Genomic DNA, 23,050 nt, shown 5'->3' with positions numbered 1-23,050 from the left:
TCCCTCCGGTGACCCAGGCCACCGGAGGGAATCCGGAGACACTGACCATGCTGACCTTGACGAAGGATCGCGCGCTTGCGCTTGCGATGTTGCTCATCACCGGCATCATGCTCGTGGAAACGCGCAACATTCCCGAACCCACCAGCTGGCAACCCTACGGCTCCGCACTCTTTCCGCGCATTCTACTGGCGGTGGTCGCCTTGCTGTCGCTGCTCATTCTGGTGCGCACGTTCTTCGGGTCGCCCAACCGCTCCCCCGCTCCGCGTCACGCCTGGCGGGAGTGGATCATCCAGAACCGCTCCATACTCGCGCTGTTCGGTGCGTTCGGACTGTATGCCGCATTGCTTCCGATCATCGGCTACATCGCCGCCACCCTGGCCTTTCTGCTCGCCTCTCTGGCCCTGCTGATGGGGGTGGACACGAAGCGCAAATGGCTCATCAATCTGGCGGTTTCCGTGACCCTGACCTTCTCGGTCTACGTCATCTTCCGCTTCGGCCTCAACGTCTGGCTGCCGTGACATCGTTGGAGTGACCCATGGCTGACTTCTTCCTACAAGCCCTCTCCCTGGTCAGCAGCCCCTCCGTGCTGCTGCTGATCCTGATTGGCGTTCTTTTCGGCATCATCGGCGGCAGCATACCCGGCTTCACCGTCACGATGGCGATTCTCGTGGTGTTCCCCTTCACCTTCGCCATGGACCCGGTCAGTGGCGTCGCCTTGATGGTGGGCGTCTTCGTGGGGGGCTACTCGGGAGGCATCGTATCGGGCGTCATGCTCGGCATTCCCGGCACCCCTTCCTCGATCACCACGGTCTACGACGGCTATCCCATGGCCCAGCGCGGCGAGCCCGGGCGCGCGCTGGGCATCGGCGTCGCCGCCTCGTTCATCGGCACGCTGATCAGCGTGGCCGTGCTGGTCTATTTCGGCCCGCTGATCGCCCACTTCAGCATGCAGTTTCGCCCCTGGGAGATCACCGCGCTCATCCTGTTCGCCCTGACGCTGGTGGCCGGGCTGTCGCAGGGCGCACTGCTCAAGGGGCTGCTGGCCGCCGCACTCGGCCTGCTCATCACCACCGTGGGCTACGATCGCAACAGCAACCTGCGTTTCGATTTCGGTTTCCCGTTCCTGGATGCCGGCTTCGAAATGCTGCCGGTAATGATCGGGATCTTCGCCTTCTCGCAGTTGATGGGAAACCTCGAGGATCTACGCGACGAATCGCGTGTGGCCGGCCAGAAGGTCGACACCAACGTCTCGATCCCTTACCGGCGCATCGCCCAGGACATGGCCGGCCAGAAGGTCAACACCCTGCGCTCGTCGCTGATCGGCAGCCTGGTGGGCGCCCTGCCCGGCACCGGTGGCACCGTGGCCAACTTCGTCAGCTACGACCAGGCCAAGAAATTCTCGCGCCACCCCGAACGCTTCGGTACGGGAATCCCGGACGGCATCGTGGCCTCGGAAGCCTCCAACAGCGCGGTAGCCGGCGGCGCCTTCGTACCCACGCTGGCGCTGGGCATTCCCGGCGACCTGCCCATGGCCATCATGATGGGCGTGCTGATCCTGCACGGCATCACGCCGGGGCCGTTGATGTTCGAGCAGAACCCGGTCCTGGTCGGCGCCATTTACGCCAGCCTGCTGATCGGTGCTGTCATCATGGTGCTGTGTCAGCTCTTCCTGGTCCGCTGGTTCGCCAAGATATCCTTGATTCCCCAGCAGATTCTCGTTCCCGTGGTGCTGATGCTGTGCGCCATCGGCTCCTACGCACTGAACAACAACCTGTTCGACGTCTGGGTGCTGTTCGGCTTCGGGGTCGTCGGCTATCTGCTTTGGAAAGCCCGCGTGCCGCTGACGCCACTGATTCTCGGCGTGGTACTGGGCAACAATCTGGAGCGCCAACTGTTTCGGGCGCTCGAGCTCGACAGCAGCTGGCTGACCTTCCTGACGCGCCCGCTGTCGGCCCTGTTCCTCGCTCTCGCCCTCGCCTCGGTGATCTTCTCGCTCTATCAGAACCGCAAGATCGAACGCCACCGGCGCGAAGCGGCCGCTAGCCACGACGCCTGATCGCTACCGAATACCCATGGAGGATTTCGCATGCAGCACGATGCCCGCTTTTACCCCAGCCCCTCCCGACGCATGGCCACGTTCGGCCGGCGCGGCATGGTCGCCACGTCGCAACCGCTAGGTGCCGAGGCCGGCATGCAGATGCTTCGCCAGGGCGGCAACGCCGTGGATGCCGCCATCGCCACCGCCGCCGCCCTGACGGTGGTGGAGCCGACGTCCAACGGCCTGGGCAGCGACGCCTTCGCCATCGTCTGGATCGATGGCAAGCTGCACGGTCTGAATGCCAGCGGTCCGGCCCCGCAAGCGGCCACCCTCGAGCGGGTGCGCTCGCTCGGCCACGACACCATGCCCGAACACGGCATGATCCCGGTCACCGTGCCCGGCGCGCCCGCCGCCTGGGCGGCCCTTTCCGAACGCTTCGGGCGTCTGCCGTTCGCCGAACTGCTCGCCCCGGCCATCGCCTACGCCGAGCGGGGCTTCCCCATTTCACCGGTCGTCAGCCAGATGTGGGAAGAGGCCTTCGACGGCTACGCGGCTTACGAAGAACCCGCCTTCCGCCCCTGGTTCGATACTTTCGCGCCCCACCAGCGAGCTCCACGCCCTGGCGAGATGTGGGCTTCGCCCGATCACGCCTCGACGCTTCGCAGCATCGCCGAAACCCACGCCAAGTCGTTCTACGCCGGCGAGCTGGCCGAGCGGATCGACGCCTTCTTCCGCGAGCACGGCGGCCTGCTGCGCCGCGAGGACCTGGCCGCCTACGCGCCGGAATGGGTCGAGCCGATCGGCACCACCTATCGCGACCACGAAATCTGGGAGATCCCGCCCAACGGCTGCGGCCTGATCGCCCTGCAAGCCCTGCGCATGCTGGAACACCTCGGCGCGGAGGGCCGCGACCCGGTGGAAACGCTGCATCGGCGAATCGAAGCCACCAAGCTGGCCTACGTCGACGGACTGCACTACATCACCGAGCCCGGCGACATGCAGCCCAGCGTCGACCAGCTGCTGGATGACGGCTACCTGAAAGCGCGCGCTGCCGCCATCGGCGAGCGCGCACTGGACCCGGAGCACGGCAATCCGATCAGCGGCGGCACCGTCTATCTCGCCACCGCCGACGACGACGGCAACATGGTGTCGTTGATTCAGAGCAACTTCAAAGGCTTCGGCTCCGGCATCGTGGTGCCCGGCACGGGAATCAGCCTGCAGAACCGCGGTTGGTCCTTCAAGCTGGACCCGAACCACGCCAACGCCCTGGCCCCGGGCAAGCGCCCCTATCACACCATCATTCCCGGTTTCATCACGCGCCACGGTCAGGCCATCGGCCCCTTCGGCGTCATGGGAGGGTTCATGCAGCCCCAGGGTCACGTGCAGGTGATCACCGGCATGCTGGAAGACCACCTCAACCCGCAGGCCGCCCTGGACACGCCGCGCTGGAAGTGGACGCGAGGCCGAACCGTCGAGGTGGAGCCGCACTTCCCCGACCACCTGGCACAAGCCCTGGCACGCCGCGGCCACCACATCGTCAAGCAGGCCGACCCCATCAGCTTCGGGCGCGGCCAGGTCATCCTGCGCGACCCGGACAGCGGCGTGCTGTGCGGCGGCACCGAGCCCAGGACCGACGCCGCCGTGCTGGCCTGGTAGCCCAGCCGGCACTCGACTCGAGGGGCCGAGGTCGAACTCGGCCCCTCGAGATTCTCATCGAGGACGAGGCGCCGACCCGCACGGGCAGGCGATGTGCAAGGCCGCCGTCAGGCGAGCCACTGCATGAGAGAACCGACCCGATCGCGCTGCGACAAGGTTTGCGTCCAATCGATCAAACGATCCACGGCTTAGACCTCCTGCAAGCCACCGGCGTCGGCCAAACAGCGGAACTTGGCCAGTCGCTCTTCCTCGCTCAACGGATTCTGAGGATCGCCCTTGGGATGATCCAGGCGGCGCTCGATCGTACGCCGATCCCGCGTGGTCACGACGACCTTGCCGACCCACTTCCGTGGGTAAGCAGCATCGACCTCCGGGTCGAATGCCATGGTGACGCGCTTCGCGAAATCACGGACTCGTGGGTTGCGAATCGTGTCGAGCGTGAAAGCCTCGACACCGGCAGAACCGTAATGCGCCAATAACCCCAGCACACAGCCCATCGAAAACTTCGCCTCACTGATCGTCTCGGGGGCGACCGACGGGTTGAGTACGTCAAGCGCCCCTCGATGCACGCCAACGCTGACGCCGACGATATCCTCCATGGCCAATCGTTCATCCTTGCACAGCGACATGAAAGCATCGGCTCCAGGGTGGGTATGGCGACAAGAGGCATGGTATTTGAGCGACGTCTCGAGCACTCCCCAGCGTCGGCCTAGCCCGTCGACGAGGCGATCCGCGTCGACGCAGTCGGACATCGCCTCTCCCATCCCCTGCCGGCCCAGCAAGATGTCACTGGCCCCCGTGACTCCCTGCTGAGCGAGAGCGGCGGCCAGCAGCCCATTGCTGGCCGCCTTGGCGGCATGCAATGGGCGCGAATCGGCATCATCGTGAATGAAGGCCCAGAGGCCGGACGCTTGCGTGCCGGCACTGCCCAGGGCATGCAACATGGATCGGTGGTCGAGACGCATCGCACGGCCGGCAGCCATCGCCGCGGCCAGCGTTCCCACGGTAGCCGTCGTGTGCCAGCACCGATAATGCGATGCGCCGAGGCACTCACCCACCCGGATACCGGCTTCATAGCCGGCCACGGCAGCGACGACCGCGTCACGACCGCTAAGGCCCCGTTCCTGGGCAAGAGCCAGAACGACAGGAAAAACCACGGCTCCGGGATGCAGGATCGACGCGTTGTGCAAGTCATTCTGCTCGACGATGTTGCCCGCCGCTGCATTGATCATCGACGCCGCGAAGGAAGAGCGACGAGAGGCGCCAGTCAGGATATCGCTAGCCCCTTCGCCGGGAGCGATACCCTCGACGACGCGCCCGAAGCAGGGAGCCGGATGCAAGTGACGACCGGCAATTCCCGACCCCAACCAATCCAGCATCAGGTTCTGGGTCGTCTCGACGACCGCGCTGGGCAACTCATCGAATGATAGATTGGTGACGAACCTCACCAGATCATCGGTTGCTGTCATTGTCATTCCCGCCTCGAGAGAGGGCGCGGTCGAACGTCGGCTTCGATCACGCCCCGACGATTCACGCAACCGAGGAAACGCTACCCATCACTTCGGACAAGAGAGCCGAAACGTCTTCCGACTCATCGATGCGCTGAGTCTGCGCAAGAATCGCAGCCTGAGTCGAAGGATCGATCAACCCGGCGGTACACGCCCTGAACTTGTCAGCCAGGTCGTCATCGGACATCGGCTTGGCCGGTCCTCCGCGGTACCGGTCGTCGGCCTCCTTGACGAGTACCTGACCGTCTTCGAGAGTGAGCTCGATTCGCGAACGAATCTTGTCGAAGCCGATGCTCTCGATATGCCGATCCAGATGCGTGTGGACCCTGGCCTGCATGTCCTGCATGGCATCTCCAGCCACGACCTCATCGGTGAACTGCTGCCGACCGGCTTGACGATAGAGAACGATCATCGACAACAGCGCTGCCATCGAGAACTTGGCTTGCAAATGGTTCTTGGCAACCGCGTAGCGAATCGGGTTGAGAATGTTGCTGCCCGCAAAGAAATCGATCGACGTCACCTTCGCAGGATCGACGTCATGCTCTTTCACGAGTTCCAGCAAGGCATCCATCGACTGGTGCGTGACGATACCGGAAGGGTAAGGCTTTATGCTCACGCCAGGCGACACGATGGACAGAGGATTGGCGAAACCGGCCGCCGCCTTGTCGGCCGATACGCCACCCGACATGACCGTAGGCAAGCCCCAGCGGCCATCGAGTGCGGTCGGATCGGCCGTCACCCCTCTGGCGGCAAGGCGCGCGGCCGTCACGCCGTTCTCTGCAGCGCGCCCTACGTGCAGCGGCTTGGTCATCGTGCCGAAATTGCAGCGAATGCCTGCCGCAAAGCTGGCGGCCATGCCGATGGCATGACGTAGAGAGTCCCCCTTCAGACCCATGATCTTGGCTGCCGCGACACAGGCGCCAAGCGTGCCGACGGTACCCGAGCTATGATGGCCTCGCAGGTAATGGTCTGCCTGCATCCACTCGGACACCTTGGTTTCGACTTCGAAACCGGCCAGGAAAGCCGTCATGATGGCCCTGCCGCTGGTGACCCCCTCGGCCTGGGCTGCGACCAATGCCCCGGTCAATGGTGGAACGGAAGGGTGCGTGAGCAATCCATAATGGTGGTCGGGATCATGACTCACTTGAGTGTCGTCCCAGTCATGCGCATGCCCAGCCGTTCCCATCACCCGTGCCGCCTTGCTACCGGGCACCTTGCGACCTCCCCCCATCAACAGCAGGGCTTCAGGATTTCCGCCTTCATCGAGCGCTTCACGCGCCAGGATTTTCACTACGTCTTCAGAGGTTCCGGCAATGTACAAGCCAACCGTATCCACGATGCAGCGTCGAGCCGTTTCCAGGGCCTCCTGAGGTATGTCTTCATACTGAAACGTCTCGACGAAAGAAACTGCCATGTCCGTAATGTTGATGTCTTTTTTCATCATGCAATCCTTCTTTTAGGTTGATATGGCGCACTCCGCCATGGCGCACCGACCATGCACCGACAGCTAGATGATTCATTTGACCGACTCAGGCGATCAGGACGATCCCGCTAACCTCGAACCGTATCGGGTAGAAACGTAGCAATCTCCGGAAAGACGATGAGCAGAACCGTGGCCACGACCAGCAACAGGAAAAATGGGAAAGCGGCACCCGCAACATAAAGCAGGTTTTTCCCGGTCATGGATTGGAGAATGAACAAGTTGATCCCGACCGGCGGCGTGATTTGCGACATCTCGATCACTATCACGATGAAGATTCCGAACCAGATCGGATCGACGCCCGCCTGATCGATGATGGGCATGATCACTGCCGCCGTCAGCACGACGATCGAGATACCGTCCAGAAAACATCCAAGAACGATGAAAAGCAGGGTCAGTGCAATCAACAGCTCGAACTGACTCAAGCCGAGCGACCCCACCCACAGAGCCAGCTCACGAGGAATGCCGGTATACCCCATGGCAACGGACAGGAAAGCCGCTCCGGCAAGAATCAAGGTAACCATGCAACTCGTCATCATGGCACCCATGACGCTCTCTCGCAGCGTTTGCAAGTTAAGCGACCCCGTCACGTAAGCCAGCACCAGCGCACCGACGACACCAACGGCAGCGGCTTCCGTCGCCGTCGCTATCCCAAGATAGATAGAGCCGATGACCGCTACCATCAAAAGCAGAATGGGAAAAAGCTTGGTAGAGCGTCTCACTCGCTCTCGCAATGGAATGCTCGGTTCTCTGGGCGGAACCTTGTCCGGATTCAGCAAGGACCAAATCGCCAGATATCCCATGAAAAGCGCCATCAACATCAATCCTGGAATGACACCGGCAATGAAAAGCCGACTGATCGAAACGTCAGCAGCGACGCCATAAACGATCAGAATGATGGAGGGTGGAATCAGGAATCCCAGCGTAGACGAGCCGGCCAGGCTGCCGATCACCAGCTTGGGATGATAACCACGCTGAAGGAGCTCAGGGATGGTGATCTTCCCAATCGTTGCCGTAGTGGCAGCCGACGAGCCGGAAACGGCGGCGAAGATACCGCAGCTCACGACATTGACATGCTTGAGCCGACCGGGAAAACCGGCAAGCCACGGAGTCAACCCTTCGAACATGTCTTTCGCCAGGCGCGTTCTGAAAAGTATTTCCCCCATCCAGATGAATAGCGGCAACGCCGTCAGTGCCCAGCTGGAACTCTGCCCCCAGACCACCGTGGCCTGAATCGACCCGGCGGGCGCAGCGGAAAACAACACGATACTGAAAAGCCCCGCCGTCAGTAACGTGATGCCTACCCAGATCCCAGAGGCAAGGAGCAGCAGCATGAATGAAGCAACGATGATACCGATCAGTGAAACATCCATGGTCAATCCACCCCTAGGGACTCTTTATTCTTTTCGAAATTTGGCGACATCCCCAGCAAAGTCCGAACGAGATCCTCGATCAAAGCCATGGAAAAAAGCACCATACCAATCGCCATGGACAACTGAGGAATCCACAATGGGTAGCTGATGATACCCGATGACATTTCTCCGAAATCCCAGCTCAGGTACACCATGACCATAGTGTTGTAAGCGAGGTAGATGACCATCGAGGAAGCCAGTGCCAATGCCATCACCAGCACCCAGCGCCTCATGGCCTGAGGCAGTTGATCGGTGAGCAAGGTGACGCGAATGTGGGCCCCCTGGCGAAAGGAATATGCCAGGCCAAGAAAACTCGTAGCGGCTAGAGAGTAACCGGCGAACTCGTTGGCGCCGGGAATTTGCACTCCGATGAGGCGACCCACGATCTGTGCAACGACGAGCACGGCAATGACGACGAGGAAGACACCTGCCAACGCACCTGAAATGCGAAACACGCGGTCCAGCAAGCTCGACAACATGATTTTGCGCCTTTTGCGATTGAAGATGGAGGGCCAGCGCAGTGCGCCGACCCACCCCATGCATCCGTCACAGACTTACTCAATCGCCTCGAGCACGGTCTGGCCATCCGGACCGACCTCTTCGGACCACTCGGAAGCCATCGTCTTCCCAATCTCGTTGAGCTGCTGGCGAAGGGTGTCAGAAGGCTCGAGAATGGTCATCCTCTCGCCCAGGTCGGCGGTCGATTCCTCGAATACCGCTTCGCTCATTTCCCAACCGCGAGTTTCCGCTTCCTGAGCGGCATCCAGTACCGCCTTCTGCTGTTCTTCCGGCAGCGCATCGAATGCATTCTGGCTGACGAAGATCATGTTCTTCGGAAGCCAGGCCTGAAGGTCATAGTAATACTCCGAAAACTCCCAAGCTTCCGTCCGGTGCCCCGTCGCTGCCGACGTTACCATGGCGTCGACCACGCCTGCGGAGAAAGCCTGAGGAATCTCGACCGCCTCTACCGTCGTCGGAGTCGCCTCCATCAACGTCGCCATCTCTTCGGTCATCGAGTTGTAGGTCCGGAAACGAACACCCTCCATGTCGGATATGTCGTTGATTTCTTTCGTCGTAAAGAAACCCTGACCCGGCCAGGGAACGGCATAGAGCAGTACCAGCCCATCATCCGCCATACGCTCCTCGACGAAGGGGCGCTGGGCGTCCCAGAGCGCCTCGGCCTTGTCGTATCCATCGATCAGGAACGGAATGGCATCCACGGAATACATCGGATCTTCATTCGCGAGGTTGCTCATCATGATCTCACCGGCCGCGACTTGACCGGTTCGAACGGCACGGCGAATTTCAGGATGCTTGAACAGCGACTGGCCAGAATGGATGGTGATGTTCAATTCACCGCCCGTCATTTCGCTGACATCTTCCGCAAAACGATTGATGTTCTGAGTGTGAAATTCAGCCTCCGGATAGGGAGTGGCCATATTCCACGTCGTCTCGGCAGAGGCCGTCGTCGCAAAGCCCATGGCCGCCAGGATACCGGCTGTCGTTAGAGCCTTTTTCATTGTTAACCTCCAACTATTCTGAGTTCGGTCTTTCTTGTTATTGCAAGTCATTCATCCAGCAGGTCTTTCTGCAATGAACCACTCCGCAATTCGATTGGAACCGGCAAAGGTGATATCAGGATGTGATGCCAGTTCCTGGATCAATTTTTCGAAGAACGTGAAACGGTGGGGCACACCGACCAGATGAGGATGCAAAGCGATGGTCAACACTTGGGTCGTGTTTTCCGCCTCTCGCAAAAGAATCGGCAACGTCCACTTCACACGGTGATAAAGCTCATCGGAGCCATAGGCATTGATCGCCCATATCGGCACGTCATTGAGCTCCAGCGAATAAGGAAGTGCCAACAAGGGGCCGTGCTTGGTTGTCATCCAGCAGGGCTGATCGTCGACCATCCAGTCCTGAGTGAAAGCGAGTCCCTCCGCCTTCAGGTGGTCGGCCGTGTCTGCCGTTTGCGCAATTCCCGGACCCAGCCATCCCTCGATGGGCCTGCCATAGAACGCGGACAGGCGGGACAGGCTTTCACGAATCGTTGCCACTTCATCGTCGACGGCTTTCAGCGATTGCTGCATCACGCCGTGGCCCACGATGTCCCAGCCTGCCTCGCCGATACGCTCAGCCACTTCGGGATACACGTCGCAGACATTGGAATTCATGGTAGCCGAGGCGTGAATGCCATGATCGTTGAGCAAATTCAGCAACCTCGGCATCCCGCGTCTCAAGCCGTATTCGACCCAAGAGAAATTGGGGACGTCCGGCGACTCGGCCGGCTTGCCATGCGGCGCAGTCATCAACGCTCGCGGCATGGGCTTGTCGTAAGGCCAATGTTCGACATTGACGACGACATTGATCACGACCCGCTTCCCTTGGAAGTGGGCAGGCGCCTCGGCCGTACCGGGCATCGCGAAAGGAATTCGTGGATTGGATTGCACGCCGACTCACCCTTGTTGTTATGCATCTGTGTTAGCGATGGAGCCCAGTATTGGCACCACATTGACAACTGTCAACAGTTGACTGTAGCTTGTCATCAAACGCTCCCGGCCGGAAACTCGCCATGACGACACCACGACCCTGCGCGACCGCGCCTTCCTTCACGCATCACCTTCGGGCCAATCGCGGCGGTCGACACACCGTTCGCGATTACCTGGAAGACCGCCTGGCCACGCTGGACGCCCTCGAACCATCCGTGGGGGCCTTCGTCTGTCACGACCCGGAAGCCGCTCGTCGCGCCGCCGACGAATCGGACCGCCGCTGGCGGTCGGGTCACCCGCTGTCACCGATCGATGGCCTGCCCATCGGCGCCAAGGACATCATCTACAGCGCCGACTTCCCGACCCGCCTGGGAACGCCGCGCGACTGGTCACCGCGTCCGCTCATCGATGCCGCTTGCCTTCAAGCCATCCAGGAAGGTGGCGCCCTGCTGCTCGGCAAGCTGACGACGACGGCCTTCGCCATCGGCGGCGTATCGACGCAAACGCGCAATCCTCACGACCTGGCTCGCACGCCGGGCGGCTCGTCGTCGGGTGCCGCCGCCGCCGTAGGCGGCGGCATGCTGGCCGCCGCTTTCGGGACGCAGACGCAAGGTTCGTTGATCCGGCCCGCCTCCTACTGCGGCACCATCGCCATGAAGCCCACCTGGGGCACGCTATCGGTACAGGGCGTGCATCCCGTCGCCCACAGCCTCGACCACCTGGGTTTGATGGCCGGCGACCTCGACGACTTGCAAGGGCTGCTTGGCTGGCTGAGCGTCAAGGCTCCCGGGCCCGGCCAAGCGGGTCGCTTGCTCGACGACACACCCGTTGCCACGCCCCCTCGGCGCATTGGGGTCTTGCTCACCTCGGGTACCGACGAGCTATCGGATGCCAGCCGTACCGCCTTCGACCAAGCCCTGGAGCGGGTCGCTCGGCAAGGCGTGGATGTCGTCACTCCGACGCGGCATGACAGCCTGAAGCGTTTGTGCGAAGACCTGGAACGGGTGCATCGCTGGTCGCTGCAGTTGATCGGTCTGGAAATGCAATGGCCCTATCGCCAATACCTCGCCGACAACGATGGCAGCATCGATCAGCGCATGATCGACCTGATCGATCAAGGAAGCCGGATGAGCGTCAGCGACGCACGAACGCTTCATGAGCAACGGCTCGGCTTGATGGCGCGCTGCGATGGGCTGCTCGAAGAACTCGACGCCCTGGTTCTGCCTTCGGCATCGGGACCGGCTCCCGTCGGACTCGCCAGCTCCGGCAGCCGCAAGAACCTGGTCTATGCCACCTTCCTGGGACTGCCCTGCTATTCGCTCCCCGTGATGCGCGTCGACGACATGCCTTTCGGGCTTCAAGTGATCGGCCAACGCCACCGCGACGTCCATCTCGGCAACATCGCTCGTTGGTGGCTGCAGCATGGCTAACCCGACGCTCTCGCGTGCCGGCATGCCACTGGCGACCGTGGCGGCCACCCTCTCCTTGGGATATTGGCTCGATGGAGTGGGAGTGCCGTTGGGCTGGATGCTCGGCGCCATGCTGGCCAGTGGCGCCATGGCCGCCGTCATGGGGGCTCCCTTCCCGTTGCCCCCTGCCCTGCAGCGAGCCGGCCTGGTCGTATTGTCGACCAGCACGGGCCTGACGGTAACCGCCGCCGCGGTCGAAGCGCTTTGGCAGTGGATACCCACCATCCTGGCAACCATCGTGGTCCTGGTGATGATCTCCACCCTCGCGGCAATGCCGTACGCCAAGGCTGCCGGTGTCGACCGCCCCACGGCCTTTTTCTCGCTACTGCCGGGGGGCGTGGTGGAAATGGCCAACCTGGGGCAGCGCTATGACGCCAATCAGTCGGTCATCAGTGCCCTGCATGCACTGCGCGTGGGCATGATCGTGCTGATGCTGCCGGCCACCGCAGCGCTGTTCAGCCATGCCGAGGCGTCATCCTCCATCGGCTCGGCCGCAAGCATGCTGGGCCCGGGGCCGCTACTGATCGCCCTGTGCATCGGTTCGCTGGGCGGTGCCATCGGCCACCTGCTGAAGCTGCCGGCCGCCTGGCTACTCGGCGCCCTCATCGCCGTTGCTGGCGTCTCCAGCACGGGCCTCATCGCCACGGGCAGCGTGCCCTCGATCTGGATCGTCGCCGCTCAGTGGCTCATCGGCCTGTCCCTCGGACTGCGATTCACTCGTCAAACGATCACCGCACTGCCCCGGGCTCTGATCGTCGGCATACCGGTTCAATGCGCTCTGGTGTTCGCTTCCGCCCTGGTGGCACTGATCCTGTCTCGGCTGTTCGATGCCTCCCCCACGACCCTGATTCTCAGCACGGCAGGCGGCGGCATGGCGGAAATGACCCTGGCCGGCAAGCTACTAGGGGCCAATGTCGCCTTGATCGCCGGGTTTCATACACTCAGGGCAGTTGCCGTCAACCTGCTGGCCATACCGATATGGAAATGGATCTCCCAACAACCGGCGGCAACCTGACCGTTTCGCGCCACTTTCGACCTTGCTCGACAGACCACCAAAAAACGCCAGCCTTCACGAATCACCAGGGGATAGGAACATGATGGTTTCTACGAACACTGCCCAAAGCCTCGCCATCCGCCGAGAAAAATCGCTGACCACGCAGGTCGCGGAAGAAATCGAACGCATGATCACGAGCGGATCCATCAAGCCCGGCGAACGCATCAACGAAAAGCATCTCGCCGACAGGCTCGACGTCAGCCGAGGCATCGTACGTGAGGCCAGACGAGGCCTGGAGCACAGCGGACTGTTGATCAGCATTCCCCACAAGGGCGTGTTCGTTCGTCGCGTCAGCCCTGAGGAGCTCGAAGAGAACAACGACATGCGCGCCCTCGTCACGGGATTCATCTGTGCTGAGGCAGCCAAGAAGATTTCCGTCGAGCAACTTCGGCGACTGCAAGACCTGATCGACGCCATGGACACCTATCTGCAGGACGATCACTACCAGGAATATTATCAGGCGAACATCGAATTTCACGATGCCCTGCTCGAAGCCGCGGGCCATCAACGAGCGGCCTCCATCTACAACCAACTGGTCGCCGAGTCGAACCTTGCCCGCAAGATCGTGCTTTCCAATCACGACCACATGATCGCCTCCAACAGCGAGCACCGGGACATTCTCGACGCCGTCCGTCAGGGCGATGCCGAAGCGGCTCGCCATGCAGGAGAACTCCATGTCAAGCAAGGGTACGAGCGATTTCGCCAGCAGGTCGTCCCGACGTTGAACGCTTCCGATCCCGCCTGAGCTCAGGCCGAGTCCGCCACCGTCACTGCGCACGCCTGCCCGATCGGCACTCCGTCGGCGGCATCTCCCGGATGCCGCATGCCCGCCGCTGCGGCTCGACACAACGAGGAGAGAGGACACGATGACCGACGACACGTTGAGCAGTTGGATCGGCAAACGCGAGACGAGTCACGACCGACTGTCACTCGAGCTGGCGAAACGCATCGCCACGACATTGGGTGACGACATACCGACTGCCGATGCTCCGCTTCCGCATCTATGGCACTGGGCATTCTTCCAGGAGCCCGTCAGTGAAGCGTGTCTCGGTCGCGACGGCCATCCACGGCAGGGCATGCTCCTCCCCCCCATCGACGGCAAGAACCGGATGTGGGCGGGCGGTCGCGTGCATTTCCATCGACCGCTGCGCATCGGCGAACCTGCCCGGCGTCAGTCCACCATCACCGCCGTCGATGAAAAGCAGGGCAAGAGTGGAAAGCTGCTGTTCGTGACCGTTCAGCACCGTTACTACCAGCACGACCGGCTTTGCATCGGCGAAGAGCAGAGCATCGTCTACCGGGAACCGAAGCCCGCAACCCAACCCGGTTCTCGGCCCAGTCCTCGGGTGGAATGGAAGGAGAGAATCGATCCCTCCCCGGTGCTGCTGTTTCGCTATTCGGCCGTCACCTACAACAGCCATCGCATCCACTACGACCGGCAATACGCCACCGAGGTGGAAGGCTATCCCGGACTCGTCGTCCATGGCCCCATGATCGCCACGTTCATGCTGCGCAGTTTCACCCGCCGCTTTCCGCAGCGACGTCCCATCGCCTTCACCTATCGCGGCATTCGCCCCCTTTTCGCCAGCACCCCGTTCCATGTCGGGGGGCACCACTCGTCTGCCACCCATTGTGCGCTCCATGCCTACGATGCCGATGGTCCCGCGCACCAGGCAGAGATCGAATACAAGGAGAACGCCTGATGTTCAGCCACGATACCGACTCGCTCAATGCGCTACGCGACGGCGTACGTAGCCTCTGCGCCAATTTCGACGACGCCTACTGGCGCCGCATCGACGAATGCAAGGCCTTTCCCGAAGCTTTCGTCGAAGCGCTGACCGAAGCCGGCTGGCTGGCCGCCATGATTCCCGAAGAGTACGGCGGATCGGGCCTGGGACTCACCGAGGCCTCGGTGATCCTCGAGGAAGTCAACCGCTGTGGCGGCAACTCCGGCACGGTGCACGGCCAGATGTACAACATGTTCACCCTGCTCAAGCACGGCAGCGAGGCCCAAAAGCAGGCCTACCTCCCCAAGATCGCCGCGGGGGAACTTCGCCTGCAATCCATGGGCGTCACCGAACCGACCACTGGCACGGATACGACCCGGATCAAGACCACGGCGGTACGACGCGGCGACAAGTACATCGTCAATGGCCAGAAAGTGTGGATCTCGCGCATCCAGCACTCGGATCTCATGATTCTTCTGGCACGCACGACTCCGCTGGATCAGGTGACGCGCAAATCGCTTGGGATGTCGATATTCCTGGTCGATCTTCACCAGGCCATCGGCAACGGCCTGAGCGTTCAGCCCATTGCCAACATGGTCAATCACGAAACGAACGAACTGTTCTTCGACGATCTGGAAATACCCGCCGACAGCCTGATCGGGGAAGAGGGAATGGGCTTTCGCTACATCATCGACGGCCTCAATGCCGAGCGTGCCCTGATCGCTGCCGAATGCATCGGAGACGGCCGCTGGTTCATCGAGAAGGCCAGCCACTACGCACGCGAGCGCGAGGTCTTCGGCCGCCCCATCGGCAAGAACCAGGGCGTGCAGTTCCCGATCGCCGAAGCCCACATCGACGTGGAAGCCGCCGACCTCATGCGCTGGCGCGCCTGCCATGAGTACGACAACGGCCAGCCGGCCGGCGCCAGTGCCAACATGGCCAAGTACCTGGCCGCCGAAGCCTCATGGAAGGCTGCCAATGTCTGTCTTCAGACCCACGGGGGATTCGGTTTCGCTGCCGAGTACGACGTGGAGCGCAAGTTCCGCGAAACGCGGCTCTACCAGGTGGCTCCCATCTCGACCAACCTGATCCTGTCCTACGTTGCCGAGCATCTGCTCGACCTGCCCCGCTCGTTCTGACCGATACGGAGATAGACTCGATGGACCCACAGCGCCCTCGCCCCCTCGACCGCATCACCGTCGTCAGCCTCGAGCATGCCATCGCCGCCCCCTTCTGCACGCGACAGCTGGCCGATCTGGGCGCCCGCGTGATCAAGATCGAACGCCCCGGCAGCGGCGACTTTGCGCGCGCCTACGATGAGCGAGTCGCCGGCATGGCCTCGCACTTCGTCTGGACGAACCGCTCCAAGGAGAGCCTGACCCTGGATGTGAAGTCGCCCGACGCCAACGACGTTCTCGACCGATTGCTCGAAAGCACCGATGTTCTGGTACAGAACCTCGCGCCCGGCGCCGCAGCGCGCCTCTGTCTCTCCTTCGAGACCCTGCACGAGCGCTTCCCCCAGCTCATCGTCTGCGACATTTCCGGCTACGGCAGCGACGGCCCCTATCGACGGAAAAAAGCCTACGACCTGCTGATCCAGAGCGAAGCCGGCTTTCTCAGCACCACCGGCACCCCGGACGAGGACGGCATGGCCAAGGCCGGCTGCTCGATCGCCGACATCTCGGCAGGCATGTACGCCTACAGCAGCATCCTTTCCGCGCTGATGCTGCGCCAGCAGACTGGCGAGGGAAGTCACATCGACGTCTCCATGCTGGAAACCCTGGTCGAGTGGATGGGCTATCCGCTCTACTACGCCTATCAGGGAGCGGAACCGCCGCCGCGCGCCGGCGCTTCGCACGCCACCATCTACCCCTATGGCCCCTTTCCGGCCGGCGACGGCCGCGCGATGATGCTGGGCCTGCAGAACGAGCGCGAATGGCAAGCCTTCTGCGAACGCGTCCTGGGCGATCCCGGGCTGGCCAGCGATCCACGCTACGCCAGCAACGCCCAGCGTTCGGCCAACCGCGACAGCCTGCACCGGCTCATCTGCCAAGCCTTCGCCGACCTGACCGCCGACGAGGTCATCGAACGATTGGAAAAGGCGCAAATCGCCAACGCCCATGTCAACGACATGCACGGCGTTTGGCAGCACCCGCAGCTGGCAGCCCGGCAACGCTGGACCACCATCGAGAGTCCGGTCGGTGAGCTACCGGCCCTGTTGCCACCGGGGCGCAGCAACGCCTTCCAGGCCCGGATGGACGCCGTCCCGGCTCTCGGAGAACACAGCGAGCGAATTCTGGAGGAGCTCGGTTACCGCGACAGCGAAATCCAGCGCCTGAAAACCCAGGGCGTCATATGAACCGAGTCGCTCACCTCCCGGAGACAACGACCATGCCCCTTGCCTTACATCGCTCGCTATTGTTCGTGCCGGCATCACGCCCCGAGCGCATCGCCAAGGCCCTGGCCAGCGATGCCGATGGCGTCATCGTCGACCTGGAAGATGCCGTCGCCCCCGATGACAAGGAAAACGCTCGGCAATGGCTCGACGACTTCCTCGTCAAGACGCCGGACGCTCGCTTGCTGGTACGTATCAACGCCGTTTCCAGCGACGCCTTCGACGCCGACCTGGCACTGTGCGCCAAGCACTCCGGTATCGTCGCCGTCATGCTGCCCAAGGCGGAAACCCTCGAGGCAGTGGCGCGGGTCAGCGACACCGGCAAGCCCGTGTACCCCTTGATAGAGACGGCCAAGGGACTCCTCGCACTCCCCCAGCTGTGTCAGGCCCACGGCGTGGCCAGAGTGAGCTTCGGTGCGCTGGACATGGCCACCGAGCTCGACCTGATCGCCGGCACGCCAGGCGCCGAAAGCATGCTCGACCAGTGCCGCTACCAGCTCGTCGTGGCCTCGAGCGCTGCCGGCCTGGCGCCTCCGCTGGAGAGCGTGGTTCCCGAGATCGACGACCTGGCGAGGGTGGAGTCGGTGGCCCGGCGGGCTGCCGAGATGGGCTTCGCCGGCATGCTGTGCATTCACCCCCGGCAGCTATCCGCCATTCATCCCGCCTTCACACCCGATGCCGCCACCCTGGACTGGGCCGCACGCGTCGTCGCTCGTGCCGATGAGGGTGACAGCGCCTTCCAGTTGGACGGCCGGATGGTCGATGCGCCGGTGATCGCACGCGCCAGATCGCTCCTGGCCCGTGCCGAGTCGCTACAAGTGAATCCCCCGGTCGAAGGCGGCCAGGACTGACTCGTGCAGGGCTTCCGACAGCGTCGGATGGGGAAAGACCGTGCGCATGATCTCCAGCTCCGTCGTTTCCAGAGTCCGCCCCAGCGCATAGGTGCCGATCAGCTCGGTCACGTCCGGCCCGATCAGGTGCGCCCCCAGCAGCTCGCCGCTGTGCGCATCCATGACCGTCTTGACGAAACCCTGCGAGTCGCCCAGCGCCAGGGCCTTGCCATTGCCCACGAAGGAAAAGCGGCCGACGCTGACCGCATGGCCGCGCTCCCGGGCTAGCGCTTCCGTCAGCCCCACGCTGGCCACCTGAGGGTGACAGTAGGTGCAGCTGGGAACGGCTTCGGGATCCAGCGCATGCGCATCGGCAAGCCCCGCAATCCGCTCGATGCAGGCCAGCCCCTCATGGCTGGCCTTGTGGGCGAGCCATGGCGGACCGGCCACATCGCCGATGGCGTAGACCCCCGGCTCGCCGGTGGCCGACCAGCGATCCACCACGATATGGCGCTTTTCCACCTGCACCGCCGTGTTTTCCAGCCCCAGATCCTCGACATTGCCGACGATGCCCGCCGCCACTATCACCTTCTCGCTGTGATGGTCGAACCGCACGCCCGCCGCGTCGACCGACATTCGCACCCCCGAGGCCATCACCTCCGGCGCCTCGGCCCGCACACCGACGTGAACGTCGATGCCCTGTTCGGCGAGGCGTGCCTGCAGATGAGCGGCGATCTCTTCGTCCTCCTGCGGCACGATCCGCTCCGCCGCTTCCAGCAGGGTGACCTCGACGCCCAGCGCCGCATAGAAACTGGCGAACTCCACGCCGATCGCCCCGGCCCCGATGACGGTCAACGAATCGGGCAGGGCCTGGGGCGTCATCGCCTCGCGGGCCGTCCAGATGCATTCGCCATCCGGCGTGAAGCCTGGCAGTTCGCGCGGCCGGGCGCCGGTGGCCAGCACGATATGATCGGCGCTCACCTGCTGCGTACCGTCGCCGCCCTCGATACGCACCCGGCCCTGGCCTTGCAGGCTCGCCTGGCCCGGCAGCACCTGCACGCCATGCTTCTTGAGCAGGCCGCGCACGCCACGGTTCAGCCGGCCCGCCACCTCGCGGGAATGGGCGACGGCGGCCCGGATGTCGAACCGCACCGTGCCATCCAGCACCACACCGAACGAGCCGCTCGCTTGCGCCTGGCGATACAACTCGGCCGAACGCAGCAGCGTCTTGGTGGGAATGCACCCCCAGTTGAGGCACACGCCGCCGAGCTCGGCGCGTTCGACGATGGCCGTGGCGAACCCCAGTTGAGCCGCACGAATCGCCGCCACGTAGCCACCCGGGCCGGCGCCGACGATGAGAACTTGAAACTGCGCCATTGCGGTCTCCTATACCAGCAGTTCGAGCGGATCTTCGAGCAACGCCTTGAGCTCGGCGAGAAACCGTGCCCCGACGGCACCGTCCACCACGCGATGATCGGCCGACAGCGTCAACGTCATCAGGCTGCCCACGGCCAGCTGGTCATTGCGCACCACCGGCCGCTTCTCCACCGCCCCCACGGCGAGGATGGCCGCCTGGGGCGGATTGACGATGGCGGCGAACTCGCGAACGCCGTACATGCCCAGGTTGGATATCGTGAACCCGCCTCCCTGATAATCGGCCGGCGCCAGCTTGCCGTCGCGGGCCCGGTGAGCCAACTCGCGGATCTCGCCGGAAAGCGCCGCCAACCCCTTGCGATCCGCCTCGCGGACGACCGGCGTCACCAGCCCTCCCGACGTCGCCACCGCCACGCAGATGTCGATGTCGCGGTACTGCAGGATCGCCTCGTCGCTCCAGCGGGCGTTGACTTCCGGCACGCGGCGCAGCGCCTTGGCCACGGCGAAGGCCACGAAATCGTTGACCGATAGTCGATACCGCGGCTCGGCCCGCTCGCCCTTGGCATTGAGCCGCTCGCGAAGGTCGAGAATATCGTCCAGCAGGCAGTCGATCGTCAGGTAGAAATGCGGCACCTGCTGCTTCGATTCGCTCAGCCGCCGGGCGATGGTCTTGCGCATGCCGCTGTGCGGAATCGCCTCGACCCGCTCGTGGGTCGGCGTTTCGGCCCCCTCGAGCGGTGCGTCCTCTGCCGTCGGCGTAGTGGCCGCTGCACCTTCCCGGGCCCGCTCCACGTCGAGCCGGACGATCCGCCCATGGGGGCCGCTGCCCTCGATTCCCTCCAGCGCGATGCCCCGCTCCGCCGCCAGGCGTCGAGCCAGCGGACTGGCAAAGACGCGGCCTTCCGCTCCCTCGGCCACCCGGGGCGAACGCGGCACCGGCGCGGTGTCGGCGCGGTCGGATCGGGGGGTATCGGCGGGCGCACCATCCGGTGCGCCGGCCGGCGACGGCTCGGCCGCTGCCGGCGGCTCGGCCGGGTAGTCCGCCAGTGCCGACGCCTCCTCGCCCGGTTCCATCAACACGCCGATGACGGTGCCCACCGGCACACCATCGGTGTTGCCGGGCACCAGCACCCGGCCCAGCACGCCGCTCGCCTCGGCCTCCACTTCCATGACCGCCTTGTCGGTTTCCAGCTCCGCCAGGGTCTCGCCCTTGGCGACCGACTCCCCCTCGGATTTGACCCAGCGCACCAGGGTCGCCTCTTCCATGCCGGCGGCGACCGACGGCAGCTTGATCTCGATTGCCATGTTCAGGCCTCCTGCACGATGCCGGGCCAGCCGGCCCAGCGATCACGATTGTCAACGAGCGCCGGGGCATCGCCCCTCACCGTCTGGGGAGCTCGTGGTTGCATTGCGTGGTTTCCGGTTCAGTCCAGCGGACGGCCCTGCGCCGTCATCACCTGCCGCATGCCGGCCTCGATCTCCTCGGGGCCCGCACAGGCGGCGCGCTCCAGCACCTGGGAGATGCTCGGCGAGGCTTCGCCGCCGTGCACGCGCTGCACCGGCTGGTCGAGCCAGTCCAGGAAGCGGCGCTGAACCTCGTCGCCCAGCAGCACGCCGTAGGCCGTACCCAACGAGCCCTGTTCCACCACCAGCACGTTGTTGGTGCGACGAATGCTGTCGCCGATGGTCTCCCAGTCGAGGCCGGCGCGATCCAGGCTGCGCAGATCGATGACCTCGGCATCCACGCCCAGCCGCTCCGCCGCCTCGACGCAGGGCGCCACCATGGAGAGGTAGGTCAGCACGGTCACGTCCCTGCCGGGCCTCGCCACCTTGGCCTTGCCCAGGGGAATGCAGTAGTCAAGGTCGTCCACCGGGCTCGGGAACTTGGCGTTGTAGAGATCGGTGTGTTCGATGACCAGCACCGGATCCTCGCACTGCAGGGCGCTGTTCATCAGGCCCACGTAGTCGTACGGCGTGCTGGGCGCGACGATCCGCCAGCCCGGCGACGTAGCGAAGATGCCGGCGGGGTCCATCGAGTGCTGGGAACCGTAGCCGGTCCCCATGGCCACCTTGGTGCGCAGCACCAGCGGCATGGCGCTGTCGCCGCCGAACATATGCCGTGCCTTGGCGATCTGGTTGAAGACCTGGTCGGCGGCCACCCACATGAAGTCCGGATACATGAACTCCACCACCGGGCGATAGCGGCCATCCATGGCGATGCCGCCCCCCAGCCCAGCGAAGGCGTTCTCGCTGATCGGCGTGCCCAGGCAGCGCTCCGGAAACGCCTGGGCCAGGCCGCGGGTCGCCCCGTTGGTGCCGCCCTTCAGGCGGTGCACGTCCTCGCCCATCACCACGATGCGCTCGTCGCTCTCCATGCGCCGATGCATCACCTCGGCCACGCTGTCGACGAACTTGCGCGACTCCAGCGTGCCGCCGTAGGCCTCTTGCTCCACGTAACGGGCCGACGCCAGCTCGGAGAGGTCGCCGCGCACGTGAGCGTCGCGGAAATCGGGCGAGGGCCACAGATCGGCACGCACCGCGGGTTTCTTGCCGCGGGTGTCCAGCAGCTCGGCCGCGGCGCGCTCCATGGCGCTCCGGGCCCGCTCGCGCAGGCCGGCCACCCCGGCCTCGTCGATCAGCCGCCGCTCGATCATCTGGTTGGCGACCCGATCCAGAGGATCGCGGCCGCGCCATTCGGCCTCCTCCTCCTTGGTGCGATAGCCGAAGGCGCTGCCGGGCAACGGGCCGTTCTGGTGGAAGAAACGGTAGACGTCGGCTTCGATGAGGGTCGGCCCGCCGCCGTCGCGCATGATGGCCAGCGCCTCCTGCGTCGCCAGGTGCACCGCCAGCGGGTCCATGCCATCCACCTTCCAGGCGGGAATCCCGAAAGCCTGGCCCCGCGACGACAGGCGCGCCTCGGCCGTCACCTCGCCGACCTCCGTGGAGACGGCATAGCGGTTGTTCTCGATGAAGAAGCACAGCGGCAGCTTCCAGGCCGCCGCCAGGTTCATGGTCTCCAGCACCGAGCCGATGTTCACCGCGCCGTCGCCGAAATAGGTCACCGCCACGTCGCCCGTGCCCGCGCGGCGATGCGCCCAGGCGGCACCCGCCGCCATCGGCACGCCACCGCCGACGATGGCATTGGTGCCCAACACCCCGGCATCCGCCCAGCGCAGGTGCATGGAGCCGCCACGCCCACGGCAGAACCCCTGGGACAGCCCCATGATTTCCGCCAGCGTGCGCTGCAGCAGCGCTTGAGTGGATTCGCTTACCGGCTGCGCCGGGTCCAGGCCTTGCGGCGCCACGAAATGCAGGCTCTTGGCCAGGAACTGATGGTGGGCACGATGCGAGCCGTTGATCTGATCCGAGCTGCGCAGCGCCAGCGCCGAACCGACCGCACCGCCCTCCTGACCGATGCTCGAGTGGGCCGGGCCGTGAACCAGGCCCTGCCCCGCCAGCTCCAGCACCTTCTCTTCGAACGCCCGAATCAGATGCAGGCTCACCAGCGTGGTCGCCAACAGCGAGGCATCCGCACGTTGCCAATCGCGCTCGGTGGTCGCGAGCTCGCGCCAGGGCGCCTGAACCGTCAGCTTGCGGGAACGGGGCATATCAATCTCC

General features: G+C 63.9%; 19 protein-coding genes. 10 read left to right on the top strand and 9 right to left on the bottom strand.

Features of this window, described 5'->3' with window-relative positions:
* The first annotated feature begins 47 nt into the window (after positions 1 to 47).
* The 3 genes from GFD32_RS11995 to GFD32_RS11985 are packed head-to-tail and all read left to right on the top strand — an operon-like array spanning position 48 to position 3,694.
* On the top strand, positions 48 to 518 hold the full coding sequence (locus tag GFD32_RS11995; protein WP_163576853.1) for a tripartite tricarboxylate transporter TctB family protein: 471 nt from the start codon (positions 48 to 50) through the stop codon (positions 516 to 518).
* Between the two features lie 17 nt (positions 519 to 535).
* Positions 536 to 2,056 (top strand): tripartite tricarboxylate transporter permease, encoded by a 1,521-nt coding sequence (locus GFD32_RS11990; RefSeq protein ID WP_163576852.1) that lies wholly within the window; start codon positions 536 to 538, stop codon positions 2,054 to 2,056.
* Between the two features lie 30 nt (positions 2,057 to 2,086).
* Positions 2,087 to 3,694: a gamma-glutamyltransferase family protein gene (locus GFD32_RS11985; protein ID WP_163576851.1), complete on the top strand. Its 1,608-nt coding sequence runs from the start codon at positions 2,087 to 2,089 to the stop codon at positions 3,692 to 3,694.
* Positions 3,695 to 3,882: 188 nt separating this feature from the next.
* On the opposite strand, the gene GFD32_RS11980 is transcribed toward GFD32_RS11985, so the two are convergent.
* The 6 genes from GFD32_RS11980 to GFD32_RS11955 form a co-directional block, all read right to left on the bottom strand.
* Positions 3,883 to 5,163, bottom strand: coding sequence for an MmgE/PrpD family protein (locus GFD32_RS11980; protein ID WP_163576850.1), 1,281 nt, complete (start codon positions 5,161 to 5,163; stop codon positions 3,883 to 3,885).
* 61 nt (positions 5,164 to 5,224) lie between these two features.
* The gene (locus GFD32_RS11975) at positions 5,225 to 6,643 is read right to left on the bottom strand and encodes an MmgE/PrpD family protein (RefSeq protein ID WP_163576849.1); all 1,419 of its coding nucleotides are present in this window, start codon (positions 6,641 to 6,643) and stop codon (positions 5,225 to 5,227) included.
* A gap of 110 nt (positions 6,644 to 6,753) precedes the next feature.
* Positions 6,754 to 8,055, bottom strand: coding sequence for a TRAP transporter large permease (locus GFD32_RS11970; RefSeq protein ID WP_163576848.1), 1,302 nt, complete (start codon positions 8,053 to 8,055; stop codon positions 6,754 to 6,756).
* A gap of 2 nt (positions 8,056 to 8,057) precedes the next feature.
* Positions 8,058 to 8,633: a TRAP transporter small permease gene (locus GFD32_RS11965; protein WP_163576847.1), complete on the bottom strand. Its 576-nt coding sequence runs from the start codon at positions 8,631 to 8,633 to the stop codon at positions 8,058 to 8,060.
* Between the two features lie 15 nt (positions 8,634 to 8,648).
* Entirely contained in the window at positions 8,649 to 9,614 is a 966-nt protein-coding gene (locus GFD32_RS11960) for a TRAP transporter substrate-binding protein (RefSeq protein WP_163576846.1), read from the bottom strand.
* A 51-nt stretch (positions 9,615 to 9,665) separates the two neighbouring features.
* Positions 9,666 to 10,466 (bottom strand): polysaccharide deacetylase family protein, encoded by an 801-nt coding sequence (locus tag GFD32_RS11955; RefSeq protein WP_205599123.1) that lies wholly within the window; start codon positions 10,464 to 10,466, stop codon positions 9,666 to 9,668.
* Positions 10,467 to 10,666: 200 nt separating this feature from the next.
* Between GFD32_RS11955 and GFD32_RS11950 the strand changes: the two genes are divergently transcribed.
* From GFD32_RS11950 to GFD32_RS11920, 7 genes are all read left to right on the top strand, one after another.
* On the top strand, positions 10,667 to 12,013 hold the full coding sequence (locus tag GFD32_RS11950) for an amidase (RefSeq protein ID WP_163576845.1): 1,347 nt from the start codon (positions 10,667 to 10,669) through the stop codon (positions 12,011 to 12,013).
* On the top strand, positions 12,006 to 13,067 hold the full coding sequence (locus tag GFD32_RS11945) for an AbrB family transcriptional regulator (RefSeq protein ID WP_163576844.1): 1,062 nt from the start codon (positions 12,006 to 12,008) through the stop codon (positions 13,065 to 13,067). The genes GFD32_RS11950 and GFD32_RS11945 overlap by 8 nt, the downstream gene beginning before the upstream one ends.
* A gap of 22 nt (positions 13,068 to 13,089) precedes the next feature.
* The gene (locus tag GFD32_RS11940; protein WP_163576843.1) at positions 13,090 to 13,851 is read left to right on the top strand and encodes a GntR family transcriptional regulator; all 762 of its coding nucleotides are present in this window, start codon (positions 13,090 to 13,092) and stop codon (positions 13,849 to 13,851) included.
* A 121-nt stretch (positions 13,852 to 13,972) separates the two neighbouring features.
* Positions 13,973 to 14,809: an FAS1-like dehydratase domain-containing protein gene (locus tag GFD32_RS11935; RefSeq protein WP_163576842.1), complete on the top strand. Its 837-nt coding sequence runs from the start codon at positions 13,973 to 13,975 to the stop codon at positions 14,807 to 14,809.
* Positions 14,809 to 15,972, top strand: coding sequence for an acyl-CoA dehydrogenase family protein (locus tag GFD32_RS11930; RefSeq protein WP_163576841.1), 1,164 nt, complete (start codon positions 14,809 to 14,811; stop codon positions 15,970 to 15,972). The genes GFD32_RS11935 and GFD32_RS11930 overlap by 1 nt, the downstream gene beginning before the upstream one ends.
* A 20-nt stretch (positions 15,973 to 15,992) precedes the next feature.
* The gene (locus GFD32_RS11925; protein ID WP_163576840.1) at positions 15,993 to 17,192 is read left to right on the top strand and encodes a CaiB/BaiF CoA transferase family protein; all 1,200 of its coding nucleotides are present in this window, start codon (positions 15,993 to 15,995) and stop codon (positions 17,190 to 17,192) included.
* A gap of 32 nt (positions 17,193 to 17,224) precedes the next feature.
* Positions 17,225 to 18,079: an HpcH/HpaI aldolase/citrate lyase family protein gene (locus GFD32_RS11920; RefSeq protein WP_163576839.1), complete on the top strand. Its 855-nt coding sequence runs from the start codon at positions 17,225 to 17,227 to the stop codon at positions 18,077 to 18,079.
* On the opposite strand, the gene lpdA is transcribed toward GFD32_RS11920, so the two are convergent.
* The 3 genes from lpdA to GFD32_RS11905 form a co-directional block, all read right to left on the bottom strand.
* Complete coding sequence (lpdA, locus tag GFD32_RS11915; RefSeq protein WP_163576838.1) at positions 18,041 to 19,435, bottom strand: dihydrolipoyl dehydrogenase; 1,395 nt, start codon at positions 19,433 to 19,435, stop codon at positions 18,041 to 18,043. The genes GFD32_RS11920 and lpdA overlap by 39 nt on opposite strands.
* Before the next feature lie 9 nt (positions 19,436 to 19,444).
* Positions 19,445 to 20,737: a pyruvate dehydrogenase complex dihydrolipoamide acetyltransferase gene (locus GFD32_RS11910; RefSeq protein ID WP_163576837.1), complete on the bottom strand. Its 1,293-nt coding sequence runs from the start codon at positions 20,735 to 20,737 to the stop codon at positions 19,445 to 19,447.
* A 119-nt stretch (positions 20,738 to 20,856) separates the two neighbouring features.
* On the bottom strand, positions 20,857 to 23,040 hold the full coding sequence (locus tag GFD32_RS11905) for an alpha-ketoacid dehydrogenase subunit alpha/beta (RefSeq protein ID WP_163576836.1): 2,184 nt from the start codon (positions 23,038 to 23,040) through the stop codon (positions 20,857 to 20,859).
* Between the last annotated feature and the right edge of the window lie 10 nt (positions 23,041 to 23,050).

This window comes from Halomonas faecis, from assembly GCF_010993975.1.
Classification (GTDB): Bacteria; Pseudomonadota; Gammaproteobacteria; order Pseudomonadales; family Halomonadaceae; genus Halomonas; species Halomonas faecis.
This window is presented reverse-complemented; position numbering and strand designations above follow the sequence as displayed.